This window comes from Microbulbifer mixtoriginis (SeqCode) (assembly GCF_052467705.1).
Genome location: NZ_CP174322.1, coordinates 4,078,616 through 4,098,256, shown reverse-complemented (window position 1 = coordinate 4,098,256; position 19,641 = coordinate 4,078,616). Strand labels below are relative to the sequence as shown.

The 19,641-nt window shown below is 47.8% G+C and carries 15 protein-coding genes; 8 read left to right on the top strand and 7 right to left on the bottom strand.

Features of this window, described 5'->3' with window-relative positions; all coding sequences use genetic code 11:
• Window positions 1–84: 84 nt before the first annotated feature.
• The 4 genes from ACJJIB_RS17930 to ACJJIB_RS17915 all read left to right on the top strand — a co-directional run bounded on the left by ACJJIB_RS17930 (window position 85) and on the right by ACJJIB_RS17915 (window position 4,568).
• Window positions 85–366: an HP0495 family protein gene (locus ACJJIB_RS17930; RefSeq protein WP_252083119.1), complete on the top strand. Its 282-nt coding sequence runs from the start codon at window positions 85–87 to the stop codon at window positions 364–366.
• Window positions 366–1,067, top strand: coding sequence for a lipoyl(octanoyl) transferase LipB (gene lipB / locus ACJJIB_RS17925; protein WP_444887050.1), 702 nt, complete (start codon window positions 366–368; stop codon window positions 1,065–1,067). Before ACJJIB_RS17930 ends, lipB begins: the two co-directional genes overlap by 1 nt.
• Complete coding sequence (gene lipA / locus ACJJIB_RS17920; RefSeq protein ID WP_444883942.1) at window positions 1,060–2,043, top strand: lipoyl synthase; 984 nt, start codon at window positions 1,060–1,062, stop codon at window positions 2,041–2,043. Before lipB ends, lipA begins: the two co-directional genes overlap by 8 nt.
• A gap of 815 nt (window positions 2,044–2,858) precedes the next feature.
• Window positions 2,859–4,568, top strand: coding sequence for an AMP-binding protein (locus ACJJIB_RS17915; protein WP_444887049.1), 1,710 nt, complete (start codon window positions 2,859–2,861; stop codon window positions 4,566–4,568).
• Window positions 4,569–4,656: 88 nt separating this feature from the next.
• Here the strand turns inward: ACJJIB_RS17915 and ACJJIB_RS17910 are convergent, their stop codons facing one another.
• Window positions 4,657–4,947, bottom strand: a complete 291-nt coding sequence (locus ACJJIB_RS17910) for a DUF1540 domain-containing protein (RefSeq protein ID WP_252083115.1) — start codon at window positions 4,945–4,947, stop codon at window positions 4,657–4,659.
• A 611-nt stretch (window positions 4,948–5,558) separates the two neighbouring features.
• On the opposite strand from ACJJIB_RS17910, the gene ACJJIB_RS17905 reads away from it, so the two are divergent.
• Window positions 5,559–6,077: a hypothetical protein gene (locus tag ACJJIB_RS17905; RefSeq protein ID WP_252083114.1), complete on the top strand. Its 519-nt coding sequence runs from the start codon at window positions 5,559–5,561 to the stop codon at window positions 6,075–6,077.
• 126 nt (window positions 6,078–6,203) lie between these two features.
• Here the strand turns inward: ACJJIB_RS17905 and ACJJIB_RS17900 are convergent, their stop codons facing one another.
• Window positions 6,204–6,725 carry a GNAT family N-acetyltransferase gene (locus tag ACJJIB_RS17900; protein WP_444887048.1) on the bottom strand — a complete coding sequence of 174 codons (522 nt, stop codon included), beginning with the start codon at window positions 6,723–6,725 and terminating at the stop codon, window positions 6,204–6,206.
• 134 nt (window positions 6,726–6,859) lie between these two features.
• A complete protein-coding gene (locus ACJJIB_RS17895; RefSeq protein WP_444887047.1) occupies window positions 6,860–9,196 on the bottom strand; it encodes an autotransporter outer membrane beta-barrel domain-containing protein in 2,337 nt (778 codons plus the stop codon).
• A 434-nt stretch (window positions 9,197–9,630) separates the two neighbouring features.
• Between ACJJIB_RS17895 and arfB the strand changes: the two genes are divergently transcribed.
• Window positions 9,631–10,038: an alternative ribosome rescue aminoacyl-tRNA hydrolase ArfB gene (arfB, locus tag ACJJIB_RS17890; protein ID WP_444887046.1), complete on the top strand. Its 408-nt coding sequence runs from the start codon at window positions 9,631–9,633 to the stop codon at window positions 10,036–10,038.
• Between the two features lie 317 nt (window positions 10,039–10,355).
• On the opposite strand, the gene ACJJIB_RS17885 is transcribed toward arfB, so the two are convergent.
• Window positions 10,356–10,985: a DUF2799 domain-containing protein gene (locus ACJJIB_RS17885; protein WP_444887045.1), complete on the bottom strand. Its 630-nt coding sequence runs from the start codon at window positions 10,983–10,985 to the stop codon at window positions 10,356–10,358.
• A gap of 686 nt (window positions 10,986–11,671) precedes the next feature.
• Here ACJJIB_RS17885 and ACJJIB_RS17880 point away from each other — a divergent pair.
• A complete protein-coding gene (locus ACJJIB_RS17880; protein ID WP_444887044.1) occupies window positions 11,672–13,222 on the top strand; it encodes a M20/M25/M40 family metallo-hydrolase in 1,551 nt (516 codons plus the stop codon).
• 383 nt (window positions 13,223–13,605) lie between these two features.
• Window positions 13,606–16,227 carry a TonB-dependent receptor plug domain-containing protein gene (locus ACJJIB_RS17875; RefSeq protein ID WP_444887043.1) on the top strand — a complete coding sequence of 874 codons (2,622 nt, stop codon included), beginning with the start codon at window positions 13,606–13,608 and terminating at the stop codon, window positions 16,225–16,227.
• 157 nt (window positions 16,228–16,384) lie between these two features.
• On the opposite strand, the gene ACJJIB_RS17870 is transcribed toward ACJJIB_RS17875, so the two are convergent.
• The 3 genes from ACJJIB_RS17870 to ACJJIB_RS17860 form a co-directional block, all read right to left on the bottom strand.
• Window positions 16,385–17,110, bottom strand: a complete 726-nt coding sequence (locus ACJJIB_RS17870; RefSeq protein ID WP_444887042.1) for a glycerophosphodiester phosphodiesterase — start codon at window positions 17,108–17,110, stop codon at window positions 16,385–16,387.
• Window positions 17,111–17,289: 179 nt separating this feature from the next.
• The gene (locus tag ACJJIB_RS17865; protein WP_252083106.1) at window positions 17,290–17,802 is read right to left on the bottom strand and encodes a flavin reductase family protein; all 513 of its coding nucleotides are present in this window, start codon (window positions 17,800–17,802) and stop codon (window positions 17,290–17,292) included.
• A 105-nt stretch (window positions 17,803–17,907) separates the two neighbouring features.
• Window positions 17,908–19,566, bottom strand: coding sequence for an FAD-dependent oxidoreductase (locus ACJJIB_RS17860; RefSeq protein WP_444887041.1), 1,659 nt, complete (start codon window positions 19,564–19,566; stop codon window positions 17,908–17,910).
• Between the last annotated feature and the right edge of the window lie 75 nt (window positions 19,567–19,641).

Here is a 19,641-nt window from a genome sequence, read left to right as displayed (position 1 = left end):
CACTGCCCTGCGCTCACTGTATAATCGCCGCCCGGCTGCACCTAAGCTTTTCTTAATGTCCAAAGGCCGATCCCGGAGAGTGGTATGAGTCAAGATCCCAATCAGAAACCCCCGAAGATTGAATTCCCTTGCGAAGACTATATGGTCAAAGTGGTACGCGATGCCAATGAGGACGCGCATCAGTTCGTTCTGGAAGTTATGCGTCGCCATGCCCCCGGTTTGGATGAGGAGCGCGTTACTCTGCGGGATAGTAGCAGTGGGAAGTTTACCTCGATGACCTTTTTTATCCTCGCTACAGGTGAGGACCAGCTCAAGGCCCTCTTTGAGGAGTTGAAAGTACATCCTGCGGTTCATATGGTGCTTTGATGACCATTGTCCGCAACCTAGCCCGGCGGGACTACGAGATCGTCTGGCGTGCCATGTCCCGATATACCGATCTTCGTGATGAAAGTAGCGCAGATGAAATTTGGTGTGTGGAGCATCAACCGGTATTTACCCAGGGGCAGGCCGGCAGGGCAGAGCATCTGTTGAATACCGGTGATATCCCAGTGGTGCAGGTGGACCGTGGTGGCCAGGTGACCTATCACGGCCCCGGCCAGCTTGTGGTTTATCCATTGCTAGATCTACGTCGCGCCCAAATCGGCGTGCGCGATCTGGTGACGGCCTTGGAGAAAGCTACGGTAGCAATGCTGGCAACATTGGGTATAGCGGCTGCGCCTCGTGCTGATGCACCAGGGGTCTATCTCACGGAAGGGCCTCGCAGTGGCAATAAAATTGCTTCCATAGGCCTGCGTGTGCGCCGCGGCTGCAGCTTCCACGGTATTGCCATCAATATCGATATGGATCTGGCCCCTTTCCTCCGAATTAACCCCTGTGGATATGCCGGCATGCAAATGGTGCAGATGGCCGAGTTATTGCCACAGGTACCCTCCTGGGAACAGGTGGCGGAAATTTTTGTGCGCGAATTACTGCGTACCTTGGGGCTGCCCTCGGCCAAGTGGCAGCCACTAGAAGAACATGTATTGGCGCAACTGAGCGCGGAACAGCAGGAATTGAGTAATGGCTGATAAACCCGATCTGGTGCCGGTAAAGCGCACCCGCCGCCTTCAACAGGGGGAGAAACTGCGTGATGGTGACAAAGTAGAGCGTATCCCAGTCAAGGTTATTGCCAGTGATACTGTGCTGCGCAAACCCGACTGGATCCGGGTGAAAGTGCCAGCCTCAAAAGAAGTGGATCGAATTAAGAGTATCTTGCGCTCGCAAAAACTCTCCACCGTATGTGAAGAAGCCAGCTGTCCGAACCTGGGTGAATGTTTTAGTGGCGGTACTGCCACTTTCATGATCATGGGGGAAATCTGTACCCGCCGCTGCCCCTTCTGCGATGTTGGCCACGGTAAGCCCAACCCTCTGGACCCGGAAGAGCCCAAGAATCTGGCGGAGGCCATTGCCGCCATGAGTCTGCGTTACGTGGTTATTACCTCGGTGGATAGGGATGACCTGCGCGATGGGGGGGCTCAGCATTTTGCCGAGTGTATCCGCGAAGCTCGCGAGCTCTCCCCGAACCTGCAAGTGGAAATCCTCACCCCCGACTTCCGCGGGCGCATGGATATTGCACTGGATATCCTTGAAAAGCAGGCACCGGATGTATTCAACCATAACCTGGAAACCGTACCGCGCCTTTATCGTGAGTCCCGCCCAGGTGCCAATTACAAGTGGTCCCTAAAGCTGCTGCAAGAGTACAAAAAGCGTCGCCCGGATGTACTAACCAAGTCAGGTTTGATGGTGGGCCTGGGTGAGGAAAAGGAAGAAATTTTCCAGGTAATGGACGATATGCGCGAGCATGATATCGATATGCTCACAATCGGTCAGTACCTGCAGCCGAGTAAAGAGCACCTGCCCGTGCAGCGCTATGTACATCCGGATGAGTTTGAGGAATATCGTCGTTATGCAGAACAAATCGGCTTTAAGCATGCCGCTTGTGGTCCGCTGGTGCGTTCTTCATACCATGCAGATAAGCAGGCTCATGGTGAGACAGTAAGCTAAAAATAAGTAAATAAAAGAGGGGAGAGTTGGATGAGCTTTCCTCTTTTTTAAGATACTTTAATTGTAACTTTTATCTTCCTCATCCTTTATCCTCTCAACTCTATTGCGCATAAAGTTCTTCGCAGCAGTGAGTTATTTAAAATAACTTTTAATTTAGTAAATATTTTTCACTGGTTGAGTGTTTCTAGCGAAGCTTTAGTCAGAGTCAGCGATGGTCTGCTAATTCGATTATAATTCCAGTTTTTATCTTTTAAAAAACGATACTGTTTAGCTCTTGTCATTTATGTGAACACACATTTGCTTTGACGGTTTAGGCTGGAAAGTAATTAGATTTTTTAAAGTGTGAAAGTATAAGAATATAAGTATTCACAATTATGACTACCGTGATTATAGTTGGTACTAGCTAGTCATCTCTTGCGCCGTAAGCTTTTCTAAGTTTTTTCATTAACTCAAGCTTTTGCCTTTCCACAAAAAGTGCACCAGATACTATCTTATTGCAACCTCATTGCAACGGACTGGGTAGTCTACACTCTTGCTGAAGTGGTACATCCTTTCCTAGTGCTTAGTAATTGCACTAAGCGAGCATATTCAGTAACTTTAAGTTAAATAATAACGATAAGCTGACGTTGACCTATATATTTGTGACTGCACCTCTTAGAAAGCTGCTAGTCAGAGTGCACTAAAATGGTGATTTAGGTGCGCGGTCAATTGAATTGGCGATCTGGAATTTAAGTCGCTGCTAGTACCCAAATGCAGGGTCTAACAGTGCTATCCAATATCAAACCATAATAAACACAATAATGAGAGAGAAAGCGATGACTCCAGAAGAGCGATACGAAAAAGTGAAGGGCCTGCAGCCATTGGAGCTTCTCTACAAGAGAGAGGCGGAAGAACCGGAAACGGTATTTCTTCGTCAGATGCAGCGCCGCGAGTGGCAGGACTACACCTGGCGTGAGGTAATGGATCGGGCCAGACGTATCGCGGGCTACCTGCGCAGCCGATTCGAACCAGGCGATCGAATTGCAATTCACGGTAAAAACTGTGCTGACTGGATCATTGTTGATGTAGGTATCCTGCTTGCTGGTATGGTTAGCGTGCCTCTGTATCCTGGGCAATCCGCATCCTCTATGTCTTATGTTTTGCAGCACTCCGAGTCGAAATTGCTTTTTTGTGGAGCTACAGATAACAATGCCGCTCTTCAGGAAGTGGCGGACACTCTACCTTCGGTAGCGATTCAGCGCTGTGAAATACACTGCGATGAAGAGTTGGGAGCTGTTATCGCCTCTAATGAACGCTATGAGGAAAGTCCCGTTTTTAATGAGGATGACCTCTTCACCATTATGTACACCTCTGGCACTACCGGTAATCCCAAAGGCGTGATGCATACATGGTCGTCGGTAGTCTTTGTAGTACCCAATATGATTCGTGGTTATGGCTTTAATGAGAGCGACCGCGTGCTTTCCTATCTGCCTTTGGCCCATGCCGCAGAGCGAATCTTGGTGGAATTCCACTGTCTCTATTCAGGTACGCCGGTACATTTTCCGGAGTCCCTGGATACTTTCCTCGAAGACTTACAGCGCACCAAGCCAACTATGTTCTTCTCGGTTCCCAGATTGTGGACCAAGTTTAAGGAGGGAATTGACGAGAAGATTCCGCCTGCGTTGCAAAATGTACTGCTCAGAATTCCGGGCCTGAATAGTTGGTTAAAAAATAAGGTACGTGCCGGGCTTGGACTGGATCAGGCACGAATGCTGGTAAGCGGTGCCTCACCAATTTCCATCGAGCTATTGCGCTGGTATGAGCGTATGGGGATGCAGATAGCTGATGGCTATGGGATGACGGAAAACTTTATCTATGGCTGTTTTGTGATGCCGGGTGAGGACCCAGTGCCTGGTACGGTGGGTAAACCTTACCACGGTTGCGAGGTGAAAATTTCTGATGAGGGTGAAATCCTTTTCAAAAGCGGCTCTCTGATGAAAGGGTATTACTTAGAGCCAGAGAAAACTGCAGAAGCCATTCGGGATGGTTATTACCATACCGGGGATTCTGGTTTTATCGATGAGAGGGGCTTACTGCATATTACAGGCAGGATCTCTGAAACTTTTAAAACGAGTAAAGGAAAATTTATTCAGCCTAGCTTACTGGAGGGACACTTCGGTAATGAGACCCTTTTGGCACAACTTTGTGTGTTGGGGCATGGTATGGATCAACCTGTGATGTTGGCGACCATATCGGAATCTGCGGAAAAGCTTCCTCGTACTGAGGTCAATGAACAGTTGCGACGTATACTGGAGTCAGTTAATGAGCGTTTACCGTACCATGAACGTATCCGGGCAATTTTTATCTGTAAGGAGGAGTGGACTCCGTTAAATGAATTTCTGACTCCCACTCTAAAAATTAAACGCAAAGTGCTGGAATCCCATTATCAACCACTCTTTAAGCAGCATGCGACTACTCAAGGGGTAGTTTGGGAGCCCCGGGATATCAAAGAGAAGTCTCAACGGGATTTACAAGCTGTAGATTAAGATCGTGTAATGCCTTAAAAGAAAAAGCCCGATAGCGGATAGCTTTCGGGCTTTATTATTGGGGAGGAACTTGCCAGCTGATCCAGGCTCAGTGGGTATAGCTTAGGCAATTTGTTGAGTTGCCATTGCGCCCAACCTCTATACGGTCCGCTGAACATTCGAAGTCATCGTTAAATTTACAGTCTTCCATTTTACAAGCGCCAACACCCGCGGTGCGGGAACTGCGGGTGTGCCTGGAATTAGTGAAGAAAGTGTCGCAATCTGGGTCCGCGCCTTCACCTATAGTTATCGCCCTGGCGTGGCAGGCATCATTAGCATTATAGGCACACTGAGTTGCGGCACATTTGCTCACTTCAGGCATATCTGTCGCGATTATCATGGCTTTCTTCTCCTAGATTAATAAGTTGGAGACTAGCTTAGCGCCGTGGCATGTCAATAAAGAAACCATGATTTTTGTAAGGCATTAAAGCTTTATCATATTTGTCTTGAATTGATAGTGTAATTACTCAATGGAAATGATTTAAATAGATGATTATGATTCAAAATTAGTTGTTTATATTCATTTTCGAAATTTCACGATTCTTGACCGTGTCGGCTATATCTTCAGATGCAATGTTTCTACAAATAAATACTATTTAATATTTTGGCCTGGATGCCAGCCCTAGATGTTGACTAATCGAAAAGCTCAAGAGTAAAAATTTATTTTTTAATTGTATTTTTATTGGATTTGTAGGAGCGATATCTGGTAAAGATTGGACTTGTCTCTGGTGATAAGCTACCAATCAACGCAGTTCATAACTTGGTTTGGAGTTCTGATATAAAGAGAAGGGACTTCTGGGTTCAAATGAAGAATAGCAATCTTGAAGTTTTACTGCTGTAGTCAATCAGTGTCATTACGTGTGATTACTGTCAGCATAAAATCTCTTGATTGGTATTGTTCTCATGCCTACTATCCGCCCCCTGTTCATGGTCTTTAGATTGAGGGGATAAATGAAAAAAATAGCTGTGCTGGTATTATCTGTCATATTTCTAGCCTCCTGTGGAGAAAACTCAACACCAGAGGATTTGGCAGAGGATCTTGTAGATGCGCTAACCTCCCAGGATCAGGAAGGCTACAACGATTTATTTATGACAGCGGAAGATCATGAAGGTTTGATTGAGTTGGCTCTAAATGCTGATATTCGTGAATCCAGTAAAAAAGGTTTTATGAAGCGAACCAATGAGTTGGTAGAGAAGATGCAGGGTGCAGATTATATACGTACCCAGAAAAGTAGAATTCAAACCGCTTACAAGAAAATCCTATTGAAAAGTAAAAATCATTCCTTTGATTGGGATGAGGCTGATCTGGAGTCTATTGACTACTCTATCGAAACTAAGTTTGGCGTTGAGCGGGCAAAACTTGTTATTACGATGGAGTACATGGATATGAAATATAAAATCAATGCCCCCAGAATAATAAAAAGCCAAGATGGTTGGAAGTTGGACCTGATGCCAAGCTGGAGAGGCTAAGCTTAGGCCGCTGAGTCGGTGGTTGAAACTGTCGGCTCAGAAGAGGCACTCTATCCAGTCACTTTTTACGAGTTGGTCATTATTGGTTGCAGTATTTTGGGATACCAAATGACTTCTGTCATTCTGTTAAGCTTCCCATGCCATTAGGAGAAGCTCTTCTGTTTCCCCTGGTAAAACAATATTTTTCTCTACTTGAAGCCCAATTTTATTCAGCAGCTTTATTGAGGATGTGTTTTCGGGTAGCGTGATCGCGACAATTCGCTCTAGGTTTAATTGGTGTTGAGCATATTCCAGCACGGCTTGTGCTGCCTCTAACGCGTAGCCTCTGCCTCTATATTTTGCTAAGAAAGCGAAGCCAATATCTACATCATCGAGACAGTCCCGCTTGATTAAGCCGCATATACCGATGCCGATACCATTGCCAAGTTCAACTTTATAGAGACCAAAGTTGTACTTGCGGTACATGGCTATTGGCCCTTTTTTAATGTAATCACTAGCCTGCTCAAGAGTGCGCACTCCGCGATCGCCAATATATCTCACGAAGTCCTCATCATTGAGTAGGTTGAGCATCAGTTTCGAGTCACTTTCACAGAGCTCACTGATCACTAAATTAGGTGTTGTGATTTGAAACATACCGGCTTTTTTCACAATGAGGGGTGGCTTTGTATTGTGCCGGTAAGCTGTTTATATAGCGAGAAGGAGGCTCGGGAGGAACTTAATTGTTAGGAGAGGGAAGAGAGTCGCGCCCCCTGAGGGGCGCGAGTGTTAGCCCTATAGCTGGATTAGAAGCGGTAGGTAACATTGACCGATGCTTGCTCAGCCGCTGGGCGTGAGGTCACATTGGCACTTAAAGCGAGGGAGTCAGCCGCTTGCCAGCGAATACCAGCAATCAGGCCCATACCATCGTCGAAGAGGCCTTGGTCCACGCTGGAATAGCTGGGCATAGCGTTCATGTTACCAGCCATAGACTTAACACCTACCTCAAGGGTATCTGTGTCAGTACCGTTGGTATCTTCATACCAAACCTGCGCGTAGGCATTGATGGTGTTCCAGCTCTTATTGGCAAAAGCACCGAAGCGCAAGGTGTTGTAGTCTCGCTCTTGGTCACCGTAATTCATGCCCAGGGGATCGTACTCATTACCCATGGAGTCGGTGTAAGTAAAGCCCTCGATGGCCTTTTCGGTATAGCCGTCAACTTCCATGGTCGCTCGGGTTACGCCGATGAAGGGCCCTAGCTGGAAGCTTGATTCGCTAAACAGGTTGGCACCAACCGTCAGGCTCAGGGTGGTATTTTCACCGGAGGTATCGCCTTCCAGCTCGGAAGCAAAATTATTGCCGAGGGTCAGGGCGCGGTTTGCCTGGTCGAAGTCTACATCGGTCAGGGTCATGCTACCTTCAACGAAGAATACATCGTGATGGAAGCGGCCAAACAAGCTGTAGTTGGTAGAGGTGGACTCGATATCGGAGCGGGCGTTATCCACATCGATATCAGAGCGGCTCACCGCGAAGCCCAGTTCCAGGTTGTCGCGAAGGGCGTAGGTCATACCGATCAGGTTGGCATTACTATCGCCGCTCATATCGGCGGCAAAGCCGTTGTCGTAATCGATATCACCGAAAATGCCACCAGCAAATACTGCGGTTTGGGCCTGGCTATAGCGTACACCAGCCAGGTTTTCATCCAGGCTGTTAATGTGTGTGCGAGCAGCCTGAGCGCCGATGTCAGGCAGCTGACCGGCGACCTGAGCGGCATTCACAATAGCGGTGTAGTAGTCGGCAAGAACCTGCTGACCAACTTGGGTGGGATGAACGGTATCGTTGAAGATCAGCTTGGAAGCATCGGGGTTAGTGCCATTTGCACCGTATACTTCATGCTCGATACACTCACCGCCGCTGCCGTCATAGCAATATTGGCCCTGTTCGAATTCAGTAGACAGGCCCAGTTGACCGGCATTATTCAGGGCCACCTTGAGCAGGCCGGCTTGGTCGACCATCAGTACGCCGTCGATATCTTTGGCTTGAGCCAGCAGATTGGCATTAAAGTCTTCGGAAGCCTTGCTAGCTTGTTCCAGGGTGGATGCAAGTTGAGCGCTCGCCTGCTCCTGAGTTAATTGCCCTGCTTCTACAGCTTTTTTGAGGTCAGAAGAAACTTTTGCGAAAACTACTGGGGTCTTACTGATATCCGGCACATTGGATACCAGAATATAGTTAGCCCCAGCGTTGGATAAAGCGCCGGCAGCGCTCGCGAGCATCACGGATGCCAGACCTGCATTTGCAGTGGCTTCCTCAATGCTCATTTCACCTTTAGCGACACTTGTAAAGCCGCTCAGCAAGTCATTGCCGCCGCCATTTACCCAGTAAAGGGCATTGGCATCAACGGTACCAAGTGTGGTTTCCAAGTAACCGCGTCCAGTGGGATGAGGGTTACCGGTAGTGCCTGAATCCGCAATAATAGCGGCGGGTGCGGCATCAATCATTGCTTGTAGGCCATCTGCCATAGCCTTGTACGTTGCCGCATTTACAGCATCACCAGCGGCCTCATATTGCTCTGCGGCTGCAAGGAGCTCTGCAACCTTAGTAGGTCCTTGCAGCAATAATCCCAATTGGTCTAAGTCCGCATACAGTCCAGTCGCAGTTTCGCGTGTGGGGTCTGGCAGTAGAGCGCTAGCGAAACTATGCATGTTGGGGTTGTAGGTCAGCCCATTAGCTTCCAAGTAAGCCAGGTAATTTTCGGTACCAACAATATTAAGAAGAACATCAGCTGCCTTATGACCCCCTACGGCCCAGCCAGTGCCAACATTAGGCAAAGCATTGGCTACTTGTGCTTTAGCCGAGGCCAGCAGTTCTTCTTGGCTTAAATTCTCATTGACCTCAGGGAGGCACAGCGATAGGCCTGCGCAAGAGGGAGTAACAGGACCCAGCCCCAAATTCTGGGACATGACATTGATAGCGATATCATTTGCATCGCCACCATTAGTGAATACATCGTAGTTGCCTACGTCGGTGAGGCTGTCACCAAAAGCAATAACCTGGCTGAAGGCCGATTCTTCTGCAATTGCAGAAACGCTGGTAAGGGATGCAAGTGCAATAGCCGCCGCAAGGCTGCGCTTGGCGTTAGGCATGGTTTTCTCCTAGTCGCGGTAATGGCACACCCGCGGAGACATCGGGAGGAATCCAGAGGAAACAACTGGGCGTGCATCTTTATTGTTTTTTGTTCCTGTACCTCAAGGAAGCTTGGCAATACTAGCGGATTTGACCCAGACAATAAAATAAGTCACGGGTTAAGTGGCTGGCTGCTTGGTCATCCCAAAATTGGGGGGCCTTGAGGCACGCACAAAGTGGCGCAATAGTACTGAATGATTCTTTTTAGGTAAATGCGCTATGGCTTTTTAATCGTTCGATTCATGGTGCGTCTGATTAATGGGAAGGGCAAGTGTTTTTCTAAGAATGAGGGGTACCAGAGTACCGAAAGGAGAGTGTCCTAAAGAGTGATGAATTTCAGTAAAATATAAGTTCTCACCCTGATGGTCATCGAGTTGGTTTTGGATTTGAAATTATGTTAAGTGCCCGTCTAAAGATTAACCTGGCTGATGTGCAGTTCAGCGCTGTCCGTGCCCAGGGGGCGGGTGGTCAGAATGTAAATAAAGTCTCTAGTGCAATTCACCTAAGGTTTGATATTAGAAACTCTTCTCTGCCTGAGGTGGTTAAGTCCCGGCTACTACAATTACGTGATCAGAGAGTTTCAGCTGATGGTATTGTGGTTATTAAGGCGCAGCGCTTTCGGACCCAGGAGAAAAATCGGGCAGATGCTTTGGAACGTTTACAGCAATTGGTCGAGCAGGTATCCAGGGTGGATAAGCCGCGTATAGCGACGAAACCCAGTCGAGGCTCAAAGGAGCGGCGCCTGAAAAATAAAAATCGCCGCTCTCAAGTAAAGGCGATGCGGGGAAAAATTAGGGACTAAGTAAGCAATTTCTTTAGTCTTCTTTTTATAATGACTGTTTTTATAGAAGCTAAATAGACAGGGCCCAGAGAATTTAGTGTTAGCTGGATACAGTTAGAGTTTTGTTTCAGTCGTTTATTTTAGAACAAAAATAAAATAAAACTATACTGCCAGTAAATTATATTGGATTCTGCATTAGAAACTTATTTAAAGACGGAAGATAATAACTCCTTACAGATAAGACTATTTGAAGAGTGGCGTTAATAACTAATTTGTCCATGCTCCAGGTCGTTTAATGAACAGTTTCTCTTCTCCTCCGCCTGGGTTTACCCTGTTACTTATTGTGGGTAGGGAGATATAGCCAATAAATCCTGATATTCCAATTGTCTTTGTGTCAGCTCGAATAGTAGGTCGTCAATCTCTAGTCCCAGCTCTGTATGGCGCACCTTAAGGCGTGCGATGTCGGCCAGCATGGTGACCCGCTCTTCGCGTGTCGCTTCATCTTCAACCAGTTGGGCACCTATTTCAGTCATGTCATCTAGGAGGTGCTCACGTTCCAGCTCTCGATCGTGAATAGCCGCTTCAATTTCTTCAACTGCAGTTTTGGCAATGAAAAGATTCCGGCCGGTTTCATAGCCTTTCAGAAAGAGCCCTTCAAGGCCCGCGGGACAAACGCCGGCGTAGTTTTCCCCTGAACGCCCTTCAGAAAAGCCGCGTAGCTCTGTACAAAAAAGTTCTAACCCCTCATCCCGCCCGTTGCGGTAGGAACTGGTATTGAGCTGAACGCCATACTTTGCACAGGACTCCCGTCGTTTGCCCATGTAACTCAATCCTCTTCCTTCGGCGCCGTCTTCATAACCCAGTGCCTGCCAGTCGGCTACTTGGCATTCATCTTTGCTCATGGTGGCGCAACCGGTGTTTAAGAGCGTGATGGCGACCAAAGAAAGGGTTCCAAATCTAAGCTTCACTGCTGTTTCCTATGATCGGGATAAAAGGGCAACTTACCTGAGCCAACCTGACTGTAAGCTGAAGGGAATGGGTTAAAGGCTCAATAAACCTTGTGCGATGCCAAAGTGTCTCTGCACTCTCTACATAAGATGAAAATGAAGAGGGGTAAGAGTTTAGGCATAGAGTTAAGAAGGCAGTGTAATTCATTGCCCGATAGGCCCTGTCTAATCCAACAGAGTTCATTATGTTGGGTGATTTCGATCGTTTTCTAATAGCCCTTTATTGGATTTAATTCGCCTGGTGTTTGTCGTTCTCTATTCACAATAGTGAAACTTTTTATATTCAGAATTTTTTAAGTTCTCTTCAGTCTTAAAAATTATTATTTGTTTTTTGGTGAGTGGTGCTAAATTGTTCAAGTACCATTTTTCTGTTGGTGCTTGTTTCTTTGATTTTTATTGAGTTTTTCTATCTGTTAACCCCGGCGTTTATCAAAGTTTAAATAATAAAAATAAATCCATATGTCGTACAGTATTTCTTCTTGAGTCAGGTTGCGTATTTAAGAACGTTTTTTATGGGTTTTTTTAATGTCGTCAGCATCGGTACATGCTGTTTGTGCAAGGATTTTGCATGAGTCTTCAGTGCCTCCCTGCGTTTTTTGGGAAATTGCCGACTTACGCTGGGGGAATCAATCAATGTGGAGAAGATAATGAAAAAAATGATTTGTACATCGCTACTAGGGTTACTGGTGGTACCCGGTGTAACTTTAGCTGAGGACTTGTGGATAACAATCGGCAGTGACGGTTATCAATCCCTGAAAAAAAGCAGTGCGTTAATGGCTAAGGAGCCCCTGAATGCACTAGGAGAGCGCAATGGTATAACCATATTGAAGGTGAATGAGGATAATTTATCCGAAATTTCTACGATAATGCATAATAGCCACAATCGTTGTGGTGGCTTTATGGTGCATGATTCCCTGCAGGAGGCGCAAACTGCGCAGCTCTCTCCACTGGCTAACACTGTGTCGAGTATTGCCAGCTATACCATTGATAATGAAAATGTGGTGAATGCCCTACAGGCGGAAATCTCTGAGGCAAATATTCGCTCGACAATCACCAGCCTTTCCAATTTTACCAATCGCTATTACACCACTACTACAGGCGTAGCTGGTGCTGAATGGATTCGGGATAAATGGCAAGCATTGACTAGCTCTCGCAGCGATGCATCTGTGCAGCTCTATAGCCATAGTTGGGCTCAGCCTTCGGTCATTCTCACTATTCAGGGGCAAACAAACCCTGATGAAATCGTGGTATTGGGGGCGCATTTGGATTCCACCGTTGGCTGGGGTACCGGGGAAGGCACCAGGGCACCGGGTGCCGATGATGATGCCTCGGGTATCGCCACTCTGACCGATGTGGTGAATGCCATAGTGGCAACAGGTTACAAGCCTGCAAAAACTCTGGCTTTTATGGGGTATGCGGCAGAGGAGGTTGGCTTGCGTGGTTCCGATGATATTGCTACGGATTACAAGAACCAAAATAAAAATGTGGTTGGTGTTCTACAACTGGATATGACCAATTATTATGGTTCAAACAGTGATATCTATATTATTGGTGATTACACCAACAGCTCACAGAATGCCTTCCTGAAAGATCTTGCTCAGACCTATCTGGGGAACCTTAGTGTCGGCACAACTACCTGTGGCTATGCTTGTTCGGATCATGCCTCCTGGCACAACCAGGGCTTCGCGGCCTCTTTCCCTTTCGAGGCCACATTTAATGGCTCTAATCCTTATATCCACACTGTCAATGACACTTTAGCCAACAGTGGTGGCGATGCAAATCACGCTGTGAAGTTCGGCAAACTGGCTGCCGCTTATGTGGCAGAGCTGGCCAAGGGATCCATTGGTGATGATCCAGGTCCTGATCCCGACCCGGATCCCGATCCAGGTCAGGAGAAAACGGAAAGTTTCTCTGGCAGTGTGACTCGTGGTGGAGAGGAGCATTACGGGCCATTTAGCGTGACACCGGCAACCAATTTTGTTGCGGATATGACCGGCACCAATGACGCTGATCTATACGTGCGGTTTGGAGCAGCCCCGACCTGGCGCTACTACGATTGCCGGCCCTACGAGAATGGTTCAGCTGAAAATTGTTCGCTACAAGTGCCGAGCGGTGATAGTCAAGCTTTCATCATGGTTCGCGGATACAGCCGTCAAACTTCCAACTTTGAGCTGGATGTCACCTATACCCCGCAATAAAAAAAGAGGGCCCAGGGAATTTTCTTCCCTGGGCCTATTATCTCCATCCTCGATTTTAAAATATCAGCAAAAAAATGACATGATTGGCAGTTAAGGCTGGCAGTCGGCTCTGACAGTCATTGCTATAAATTAATTTAAACGCCATGGATTTTGGTTTCCAGAGTAACTGTTGTCTAATCGAACGAGGGAAAATGCCAAAAAGTGAAAGTCTTTTAGCACTGACGCCAAAATTTGCAGCTATCTTGGCGAACTGACATATTCCCACAGAAATAAGTCGCGCACAGTTATTGAAATTGTGCGCATGAAAATTACTGTGCATCACTTATCAGGGGTAACCTGTGGTGTGCTGTCCGAATTAATAATGAGAAGAGAGGACGGGCAATATGCAAACCCATTTGCTAAAACCTTTATCGTTGGCAATCGCCATCGCGCTGACTGCTCCAAGTGCTTTTGCGCAGGATCGGAATGAAAAATCTTCGACAGTCGATGATCGTACTATGGAAGAGGTGATTACTACCGGTACCCGTAAGGAAGGTGTTTCCCCAACAGAAACTCTTTCACCGGTTGACGTAGTTGGCGGAGAGGAGTTGGCAGATCAAGCAGGCTTTGACCTCACCGAGTCTCTGGCAAAAATTGCTCCCTCGTTTAATACCCAGCGCTTTCCCATCGCCGATGGTACGGCATTTATTCGTCCAGTAACCCTGCGCAATTTGTCCCCGGACCAAACATTGGTACTGGTCAATGGCACTCGTCGGCATCGTTCTGCTTTGGTGAATTTACAGCTCGCTCCTCTGGGTACGGTCAATCAGGGAGCTCAGGCGGTGGACTTTTCCACGTTGCCTTCACTGGCTATCGAAAGAGTCGAGGTGCTGCGTGATGGTGCTTCGGCCCAGTATGGCTCCGATGCTATTGCCGGCGTGGTTAATATTATCTTAAAGGATGCTGCTGAAGGTTTTGCTCTTTCTGCTCAGACTGGTGAATATTTTGAGGGGGATGGAACTCGTAATTCTTTTGCCGCTAATGCTGGTTTCAACCTTTTTGATCAGGGGTTTGCTAATGCCACTGTAGAATATTCCAAAGCTGATAAAACTTGGCGGGGGGTTGCTCGCCCAGATGCGGAATTTGTGGGTTCTGTAGTTGGTGAAAACCTAGTTCCCCTTGATGGGCTCGGCCAACGTTGGGGTGACCCGGATGTGGAGGCACTGAAATTTTTCGTCAACAGCGGCCTTGAAATTAATGACAATTTCGAATTGTACGGAAATTTTGGTTACTCGAATAATGAAACAATTTCAGACTTCTTTTATCGTGGTCCAGTATTAGATCCTGAACATGAGTTTACCGCTCGTGGCACTTTACAAGTTGATATGCCCAATGACCCTGCAGATCCGGGTAGTATTGACTATTTGCCAGATCCAGCCCCTCAGTCACTGATTGATTATATTGTTGCTCAAGGCTTAAATCCGTCCGATTACCTGGTAGCGGATGACTCCAGCCCCAGTGGCTATGTATTGCGCAACCCGATTTATACTCAATTCCCGGGTGGTTACAATCCACAATTTGGTGCAGAAATTCAGGATATCTCCGCTGTAATAGGTGCTCGTGGAGAATTTCAAAATGGTTTGACCTGGGATCTGCGTGCTCGTGTTGCAGAGAATGAGGTGGAATATGTATTGAAAAACTCTATTAATCCCAGCCTCGGGGTTTTGTCACCCACTAGTTTCAAACCGGGCACCCTCACCCAGGAAGAGTCCAGTCTAAATGCAGATTTTGTGAAACCTATTGATGTTGCCGTCTTTGCCTCCCCACTGAATGTTGCTTTTGGCGCTGAATGGCGTGAGGAAACCTATTCAATTGGAGCTGGTGATACTGCATCTACTGAGGTTGGCCCAACGGCGGTGTATTTTGGTGTTGGCTCAGATGGTTTTCAGGGGTTCTCCAAAGACTCAGACGGTAGTTTCAGTATTGAGAGTATTGCCGCTTATATCGACCTCGAAGCGGATGTTACTGATGCATTAACCCTTGGCGTGGCGTTGCGCTTAGAAGAATATGATGAGTTTGGTTCCACCTCCGACTGGAAGCTTTCAGCTCGTTACGATGTCAATGAGAACCTTGCTCTACGCGGGACAGTGAATACGGGCTTCCGTGCACCAACACCTGGGCAAGTGAATACCCTTAATGTCACTACAACTGCAGATTCCAGTGGTAACCTGATTCCGAGTGGTACCTATCCGGTGGACCATCCGGTAGCAATGGCCTTGGGGGCAAAAGAGTTGACGCCAGAGGAGTCGACCAGCTTTACCTTAGGGGCAGTGTTTACGCCGTTTAGCAATACCAGCGTCACTCTTGATTACTACAACATTGACATCGAAGACCGCCTTGCATTGCGCAACAATAAAATCGGCGCAGAAGAAATCGAGCTGCTACAGAATGCAGGGGTAGAGGATGCTGCCTTATTGAAAGACAGCAATGCCAACTATTTTGTCAATGCATACGATTCAGAAGTTTCAGGTATCGACTTGGCCATTACCAGTGATTTTGAAGTGGCAGGTAATTTACTGGTTGTGGATTTACGTCACAACCACAATAAGCAAGAAGTGAGTAAAGTAGAAACTAATACGATTAATGCCTCCAGAGTCTTCGACCTGGAAAATCAGGTGCCCAGTGATCGCACAACTCTGACTTTTGATTTTGATACAGGTGATTTGTTTAGCGGCTACTTAAGATTCAATCGCTACAGTGATTGGGAGTCTACTGGTGGTTTGTTTGGTCCTGGTGATGCTACGGATACCTACAGTTATGGTAGTGAAATTTTGGTGGACTTGGAGGCGACCTTTACTCTCTATGAAAATTATAAATTATCCATAGGTGGTGAAAATATTTTTGATGTGCAGCCCGATGATGAACAAGACGGTACTCTGCAATATTTAGGCGTTCGCAATGCTCTGACATCACCGTTTGGTTTTAACGGCGGCTTTTGGTATCTCCGTGCGAGTGCAGAGTTTTAGTGGATTGGGTTTTTGATTGGGGACTGGTATCAAGCCTTCATTAATTGATAGCCGTTGCCAATCAAAATTTACTCTGAAGTACTTATTGTAAGCAATAAAAAACCCGGTATTTGCCGGGTTTTTTTGTTCATGGACCAATCTCTATGAAGACTCAGATCTATTTTCCGCTCGTAATAACCTGCATATTGAAGTCCAGTACTATCTTTGGTTGATCAGTAAAAACACCGTCCACACCTTGTGAGGCTAGGAGTATCAGGTCATCAGGGCTGTTAACCGTGAAGACGTAGTTTTTTAAGCCTCTCTGTTTTGCATCGGCAATCAAATCAGCACTGATAAAATCCAAGCTGGTATGCAGGGAATAAGCCTTCAAAGGCACTGTGCTCGCGGCTAAGTCGAGGGGAATACCACTGAATAAAACTCCGCGGCGCACATTGGGTATCAGTTGTAAGCACTCGTGGAGTTGTCGGTGATCAAAAGAGGAAACAATATATTGATCAAAGCTTACGCCCTTGTCGCTGACAAATGTTTGTATTTCTTTGGCTACTAGGGCAGCTGAATTTGGACCCTTGATCTCTATATTGAGCTGGGCGTTACTACCGATTAACTCCAGTACTTCACGCAGGGTTGGAATCTTATTACCGCAGGGTAGGAGGCGTTGGCGCAGGGCATCTGGATGTAGATCAGTTATCAGCTCATTGCCGGAAAGTAGTCTACCCAGGCGCCTATCGTGTGTTACCAAGAGTTGCTCACCAATATTCCAGACATCGATTTCAATACCATCAACGTCTAACGCCAATGCTTGGCTGATGGCCTGTAAAGTGTTTTCACTGGCCTGGCGTTGGTACCCCCGGTGGGCAAAACAGAAAAGTGTGCTTGGGCTCATTGTTGCTTAACTCCCCCCGATAATTTTTAAAAGCTTATTATTAAATGATGAGGCAAGGGTGATTTAAGTCTATCGGTTGTTAACCCATGCAGACAGGCAAATACCTTTATAGGTTTGGAAAATTTAAAAGGGGGCAGAGTGCCCCCTTAAAAGTCTTGATGGTGGAGACTTTGGATTTTTTATTCTCCAGACAAGGCGCGATAGCGTCCGCGGTGGAATATTAGGGGTTCGCCGCCGAAAGCACTGAACTCCAAAACTTCTCCCAGCAGGATGGTGTGATCCCCACCTTCAATACACTGGACACGGCGACAGTGGAAATAGGCGGCGCACTCTTCCAGTCGAGGTATTCCATCTGGGCCCTCGCTCCACTGAATCTGCCCAAACTTATCGGCCCCGCGACCGGCAAACAGGTTGGAAACGTGTTGCTGATCTGCGCGCAGTACGTGTACTGCAAAGTGTTCGCGGCTGGTGAAGGCCTCGTAGCCCAGTGATTGTTTGTCGATACTCCATAGAACCAGTGCGGGGTCCAGAGATACTGAATTAAAGCTGTTGGCGGTCATCCCCGCAGGCTGTCCCTCAGAGTCCTGCGTGGTAATAACGGTGACCCCAGTAGCGAACTGGCCCAGAGTATCGCGCAGCAGGCGGCTTTGTTGAGGGGAGGGAGTGATAATGGAGCTTCTTTCTGTCGACATACGATGGTTGCTTGTACAAAAACTGTGCTAGCCAGCCATTTTACGGCAAAAGCGTACTGATTGCGCGTCTTGCCTCGCAAGCTAGTAAAAGAAGCTCGAATATCGTTATTCGAATGACTTATTGTCCATAAGCGGCATGCACTCACTCATCAGTCGCTCCCTTTCTGTAATTGCGGTGCCAGTCAGTGCAAAACCGAGCAGTTCTCCCCTACTGTTGCGAAACTCGGCACAGACGCCTTTTGTGTCTTGAGATACTTGCCAGCGGCCCTTGGCGCCTGGATGGGGAGGGCAGAGGGTTGTGGGGCGCAGGGTTGTTTTAACCGCAACCGGGATAACGCCGTAGTGTACGGGACTGGGATTGCCGCTAAGGGTTTGAGCCAGGGCACGGGCACAAGTCATTAGGGGAGCGACGTAAAACAGCTGGTGCCCCTCTACCTCCGCACAGTCGCCAATGGCAAATATATGCGGATTGCTACTCTGTAATTTCCGGTCTACGGCAATTCCCCGCTGAATTTTCAGTCCCGCAGTTTTAGCCAGGGCAGTATTGGCTTCTAGACCCAGTGCCGCCAGGGCGATATCTGCCACTAGCGTCTCACCGTCATCCAGTAGGGCTTCAATACCTTTAGGATTTTGATTCAGGGAGCGAATGGATTTCCCCAGATAAAAACGAACGCCACTGTTATTGAGCACCTCCTGGAGATCGCGACCGGCAGCTTCTGGCAAGAGAGAGGCGAGCGGCCACTCCTGAGGATCTACCACAGCCACTTCATATCCGGCTTGCACCAAATCATTGGCAAACTCACAACCAATCAGACCTGCACCAATCAGGAGGACCCGCTGGCAGCCAACGAGCGCGGTGCGAAAGCGGTGGTAGTCTGTCAGGTTGTTAATTCTAAATAGCCTTGCGTGGGCATTGCCCGCGATAGCCGGCAGTTTGCGGCAGTGGGCACCAGTCGCCAATATCAACCTGTCGTAAGGAATATCTGTTACGTGGTTATCATTATCCTGCTGCAACTGTAATGTTTTGCTGTGGGGGGAAATTGAAGCCACACGGGTATGTACGAGAATCTGTGCGTCCAATTTACGCGCCATTTCTTCAGCGCTGGTTTGGCATAACTGCTGGGCTGTTTTTCCATGGGAAAGGGAGGCTGATAGAAGGGGTTTAGAGTAAAAGGCCCCATCATCACTGGAAATCAGAACCAGGGGGGTTACAGTATCGAGCTTGCGAAACTCCAAGGCTAGGTGATAGCCGGCCAGGCCTGTGCCGACAATCACTAGTGGGGCTTGATTCTCGCTGGAAGCTTCACCGCCACTTAGCTCAGTGTCATTTTCTATAGGTTTTGATGCCGGAGTCACCAGCACCATGTCGAAGTCTTCCTTACCCACTCCGCATTGCGGGCAGCTCCAGTCCTCGGGGATGTCCTCCCAGCGGGTGCCGGGAGCAATGCCTTCCTCTGGACACCCCCTGGCTTCGTCGTAGACCCATCCGCACACCATGCATTCCCAGAGGCGAAAAGTAGCTGTGCCCTGATGAGTTGGTAACTGGGAGTCAAGCGCGGTATCAAGTGGAGAAGGGGGGCTTTTCTTTTTATCCAGCTCACACATTGCAAAATCTTGCTTGTGCGCTCCGCACTGGGGACAGTACCAGTCTTCGGGGATATCTTCCCAACGGGTACCAGGGGCTATCCCATCCTCAGGCCAGCCCTTGGCTTCATCGTAGATCCAGCCGCAGATTTGACATTCCCATTGGCGATAGTCTGGCATGGTGCCCCCGTGCTAGCTAGACAGTAGCCGGCTGTAGGGCAACCGGCTTAGGGCAAATATAAGGGAGAATGTCGG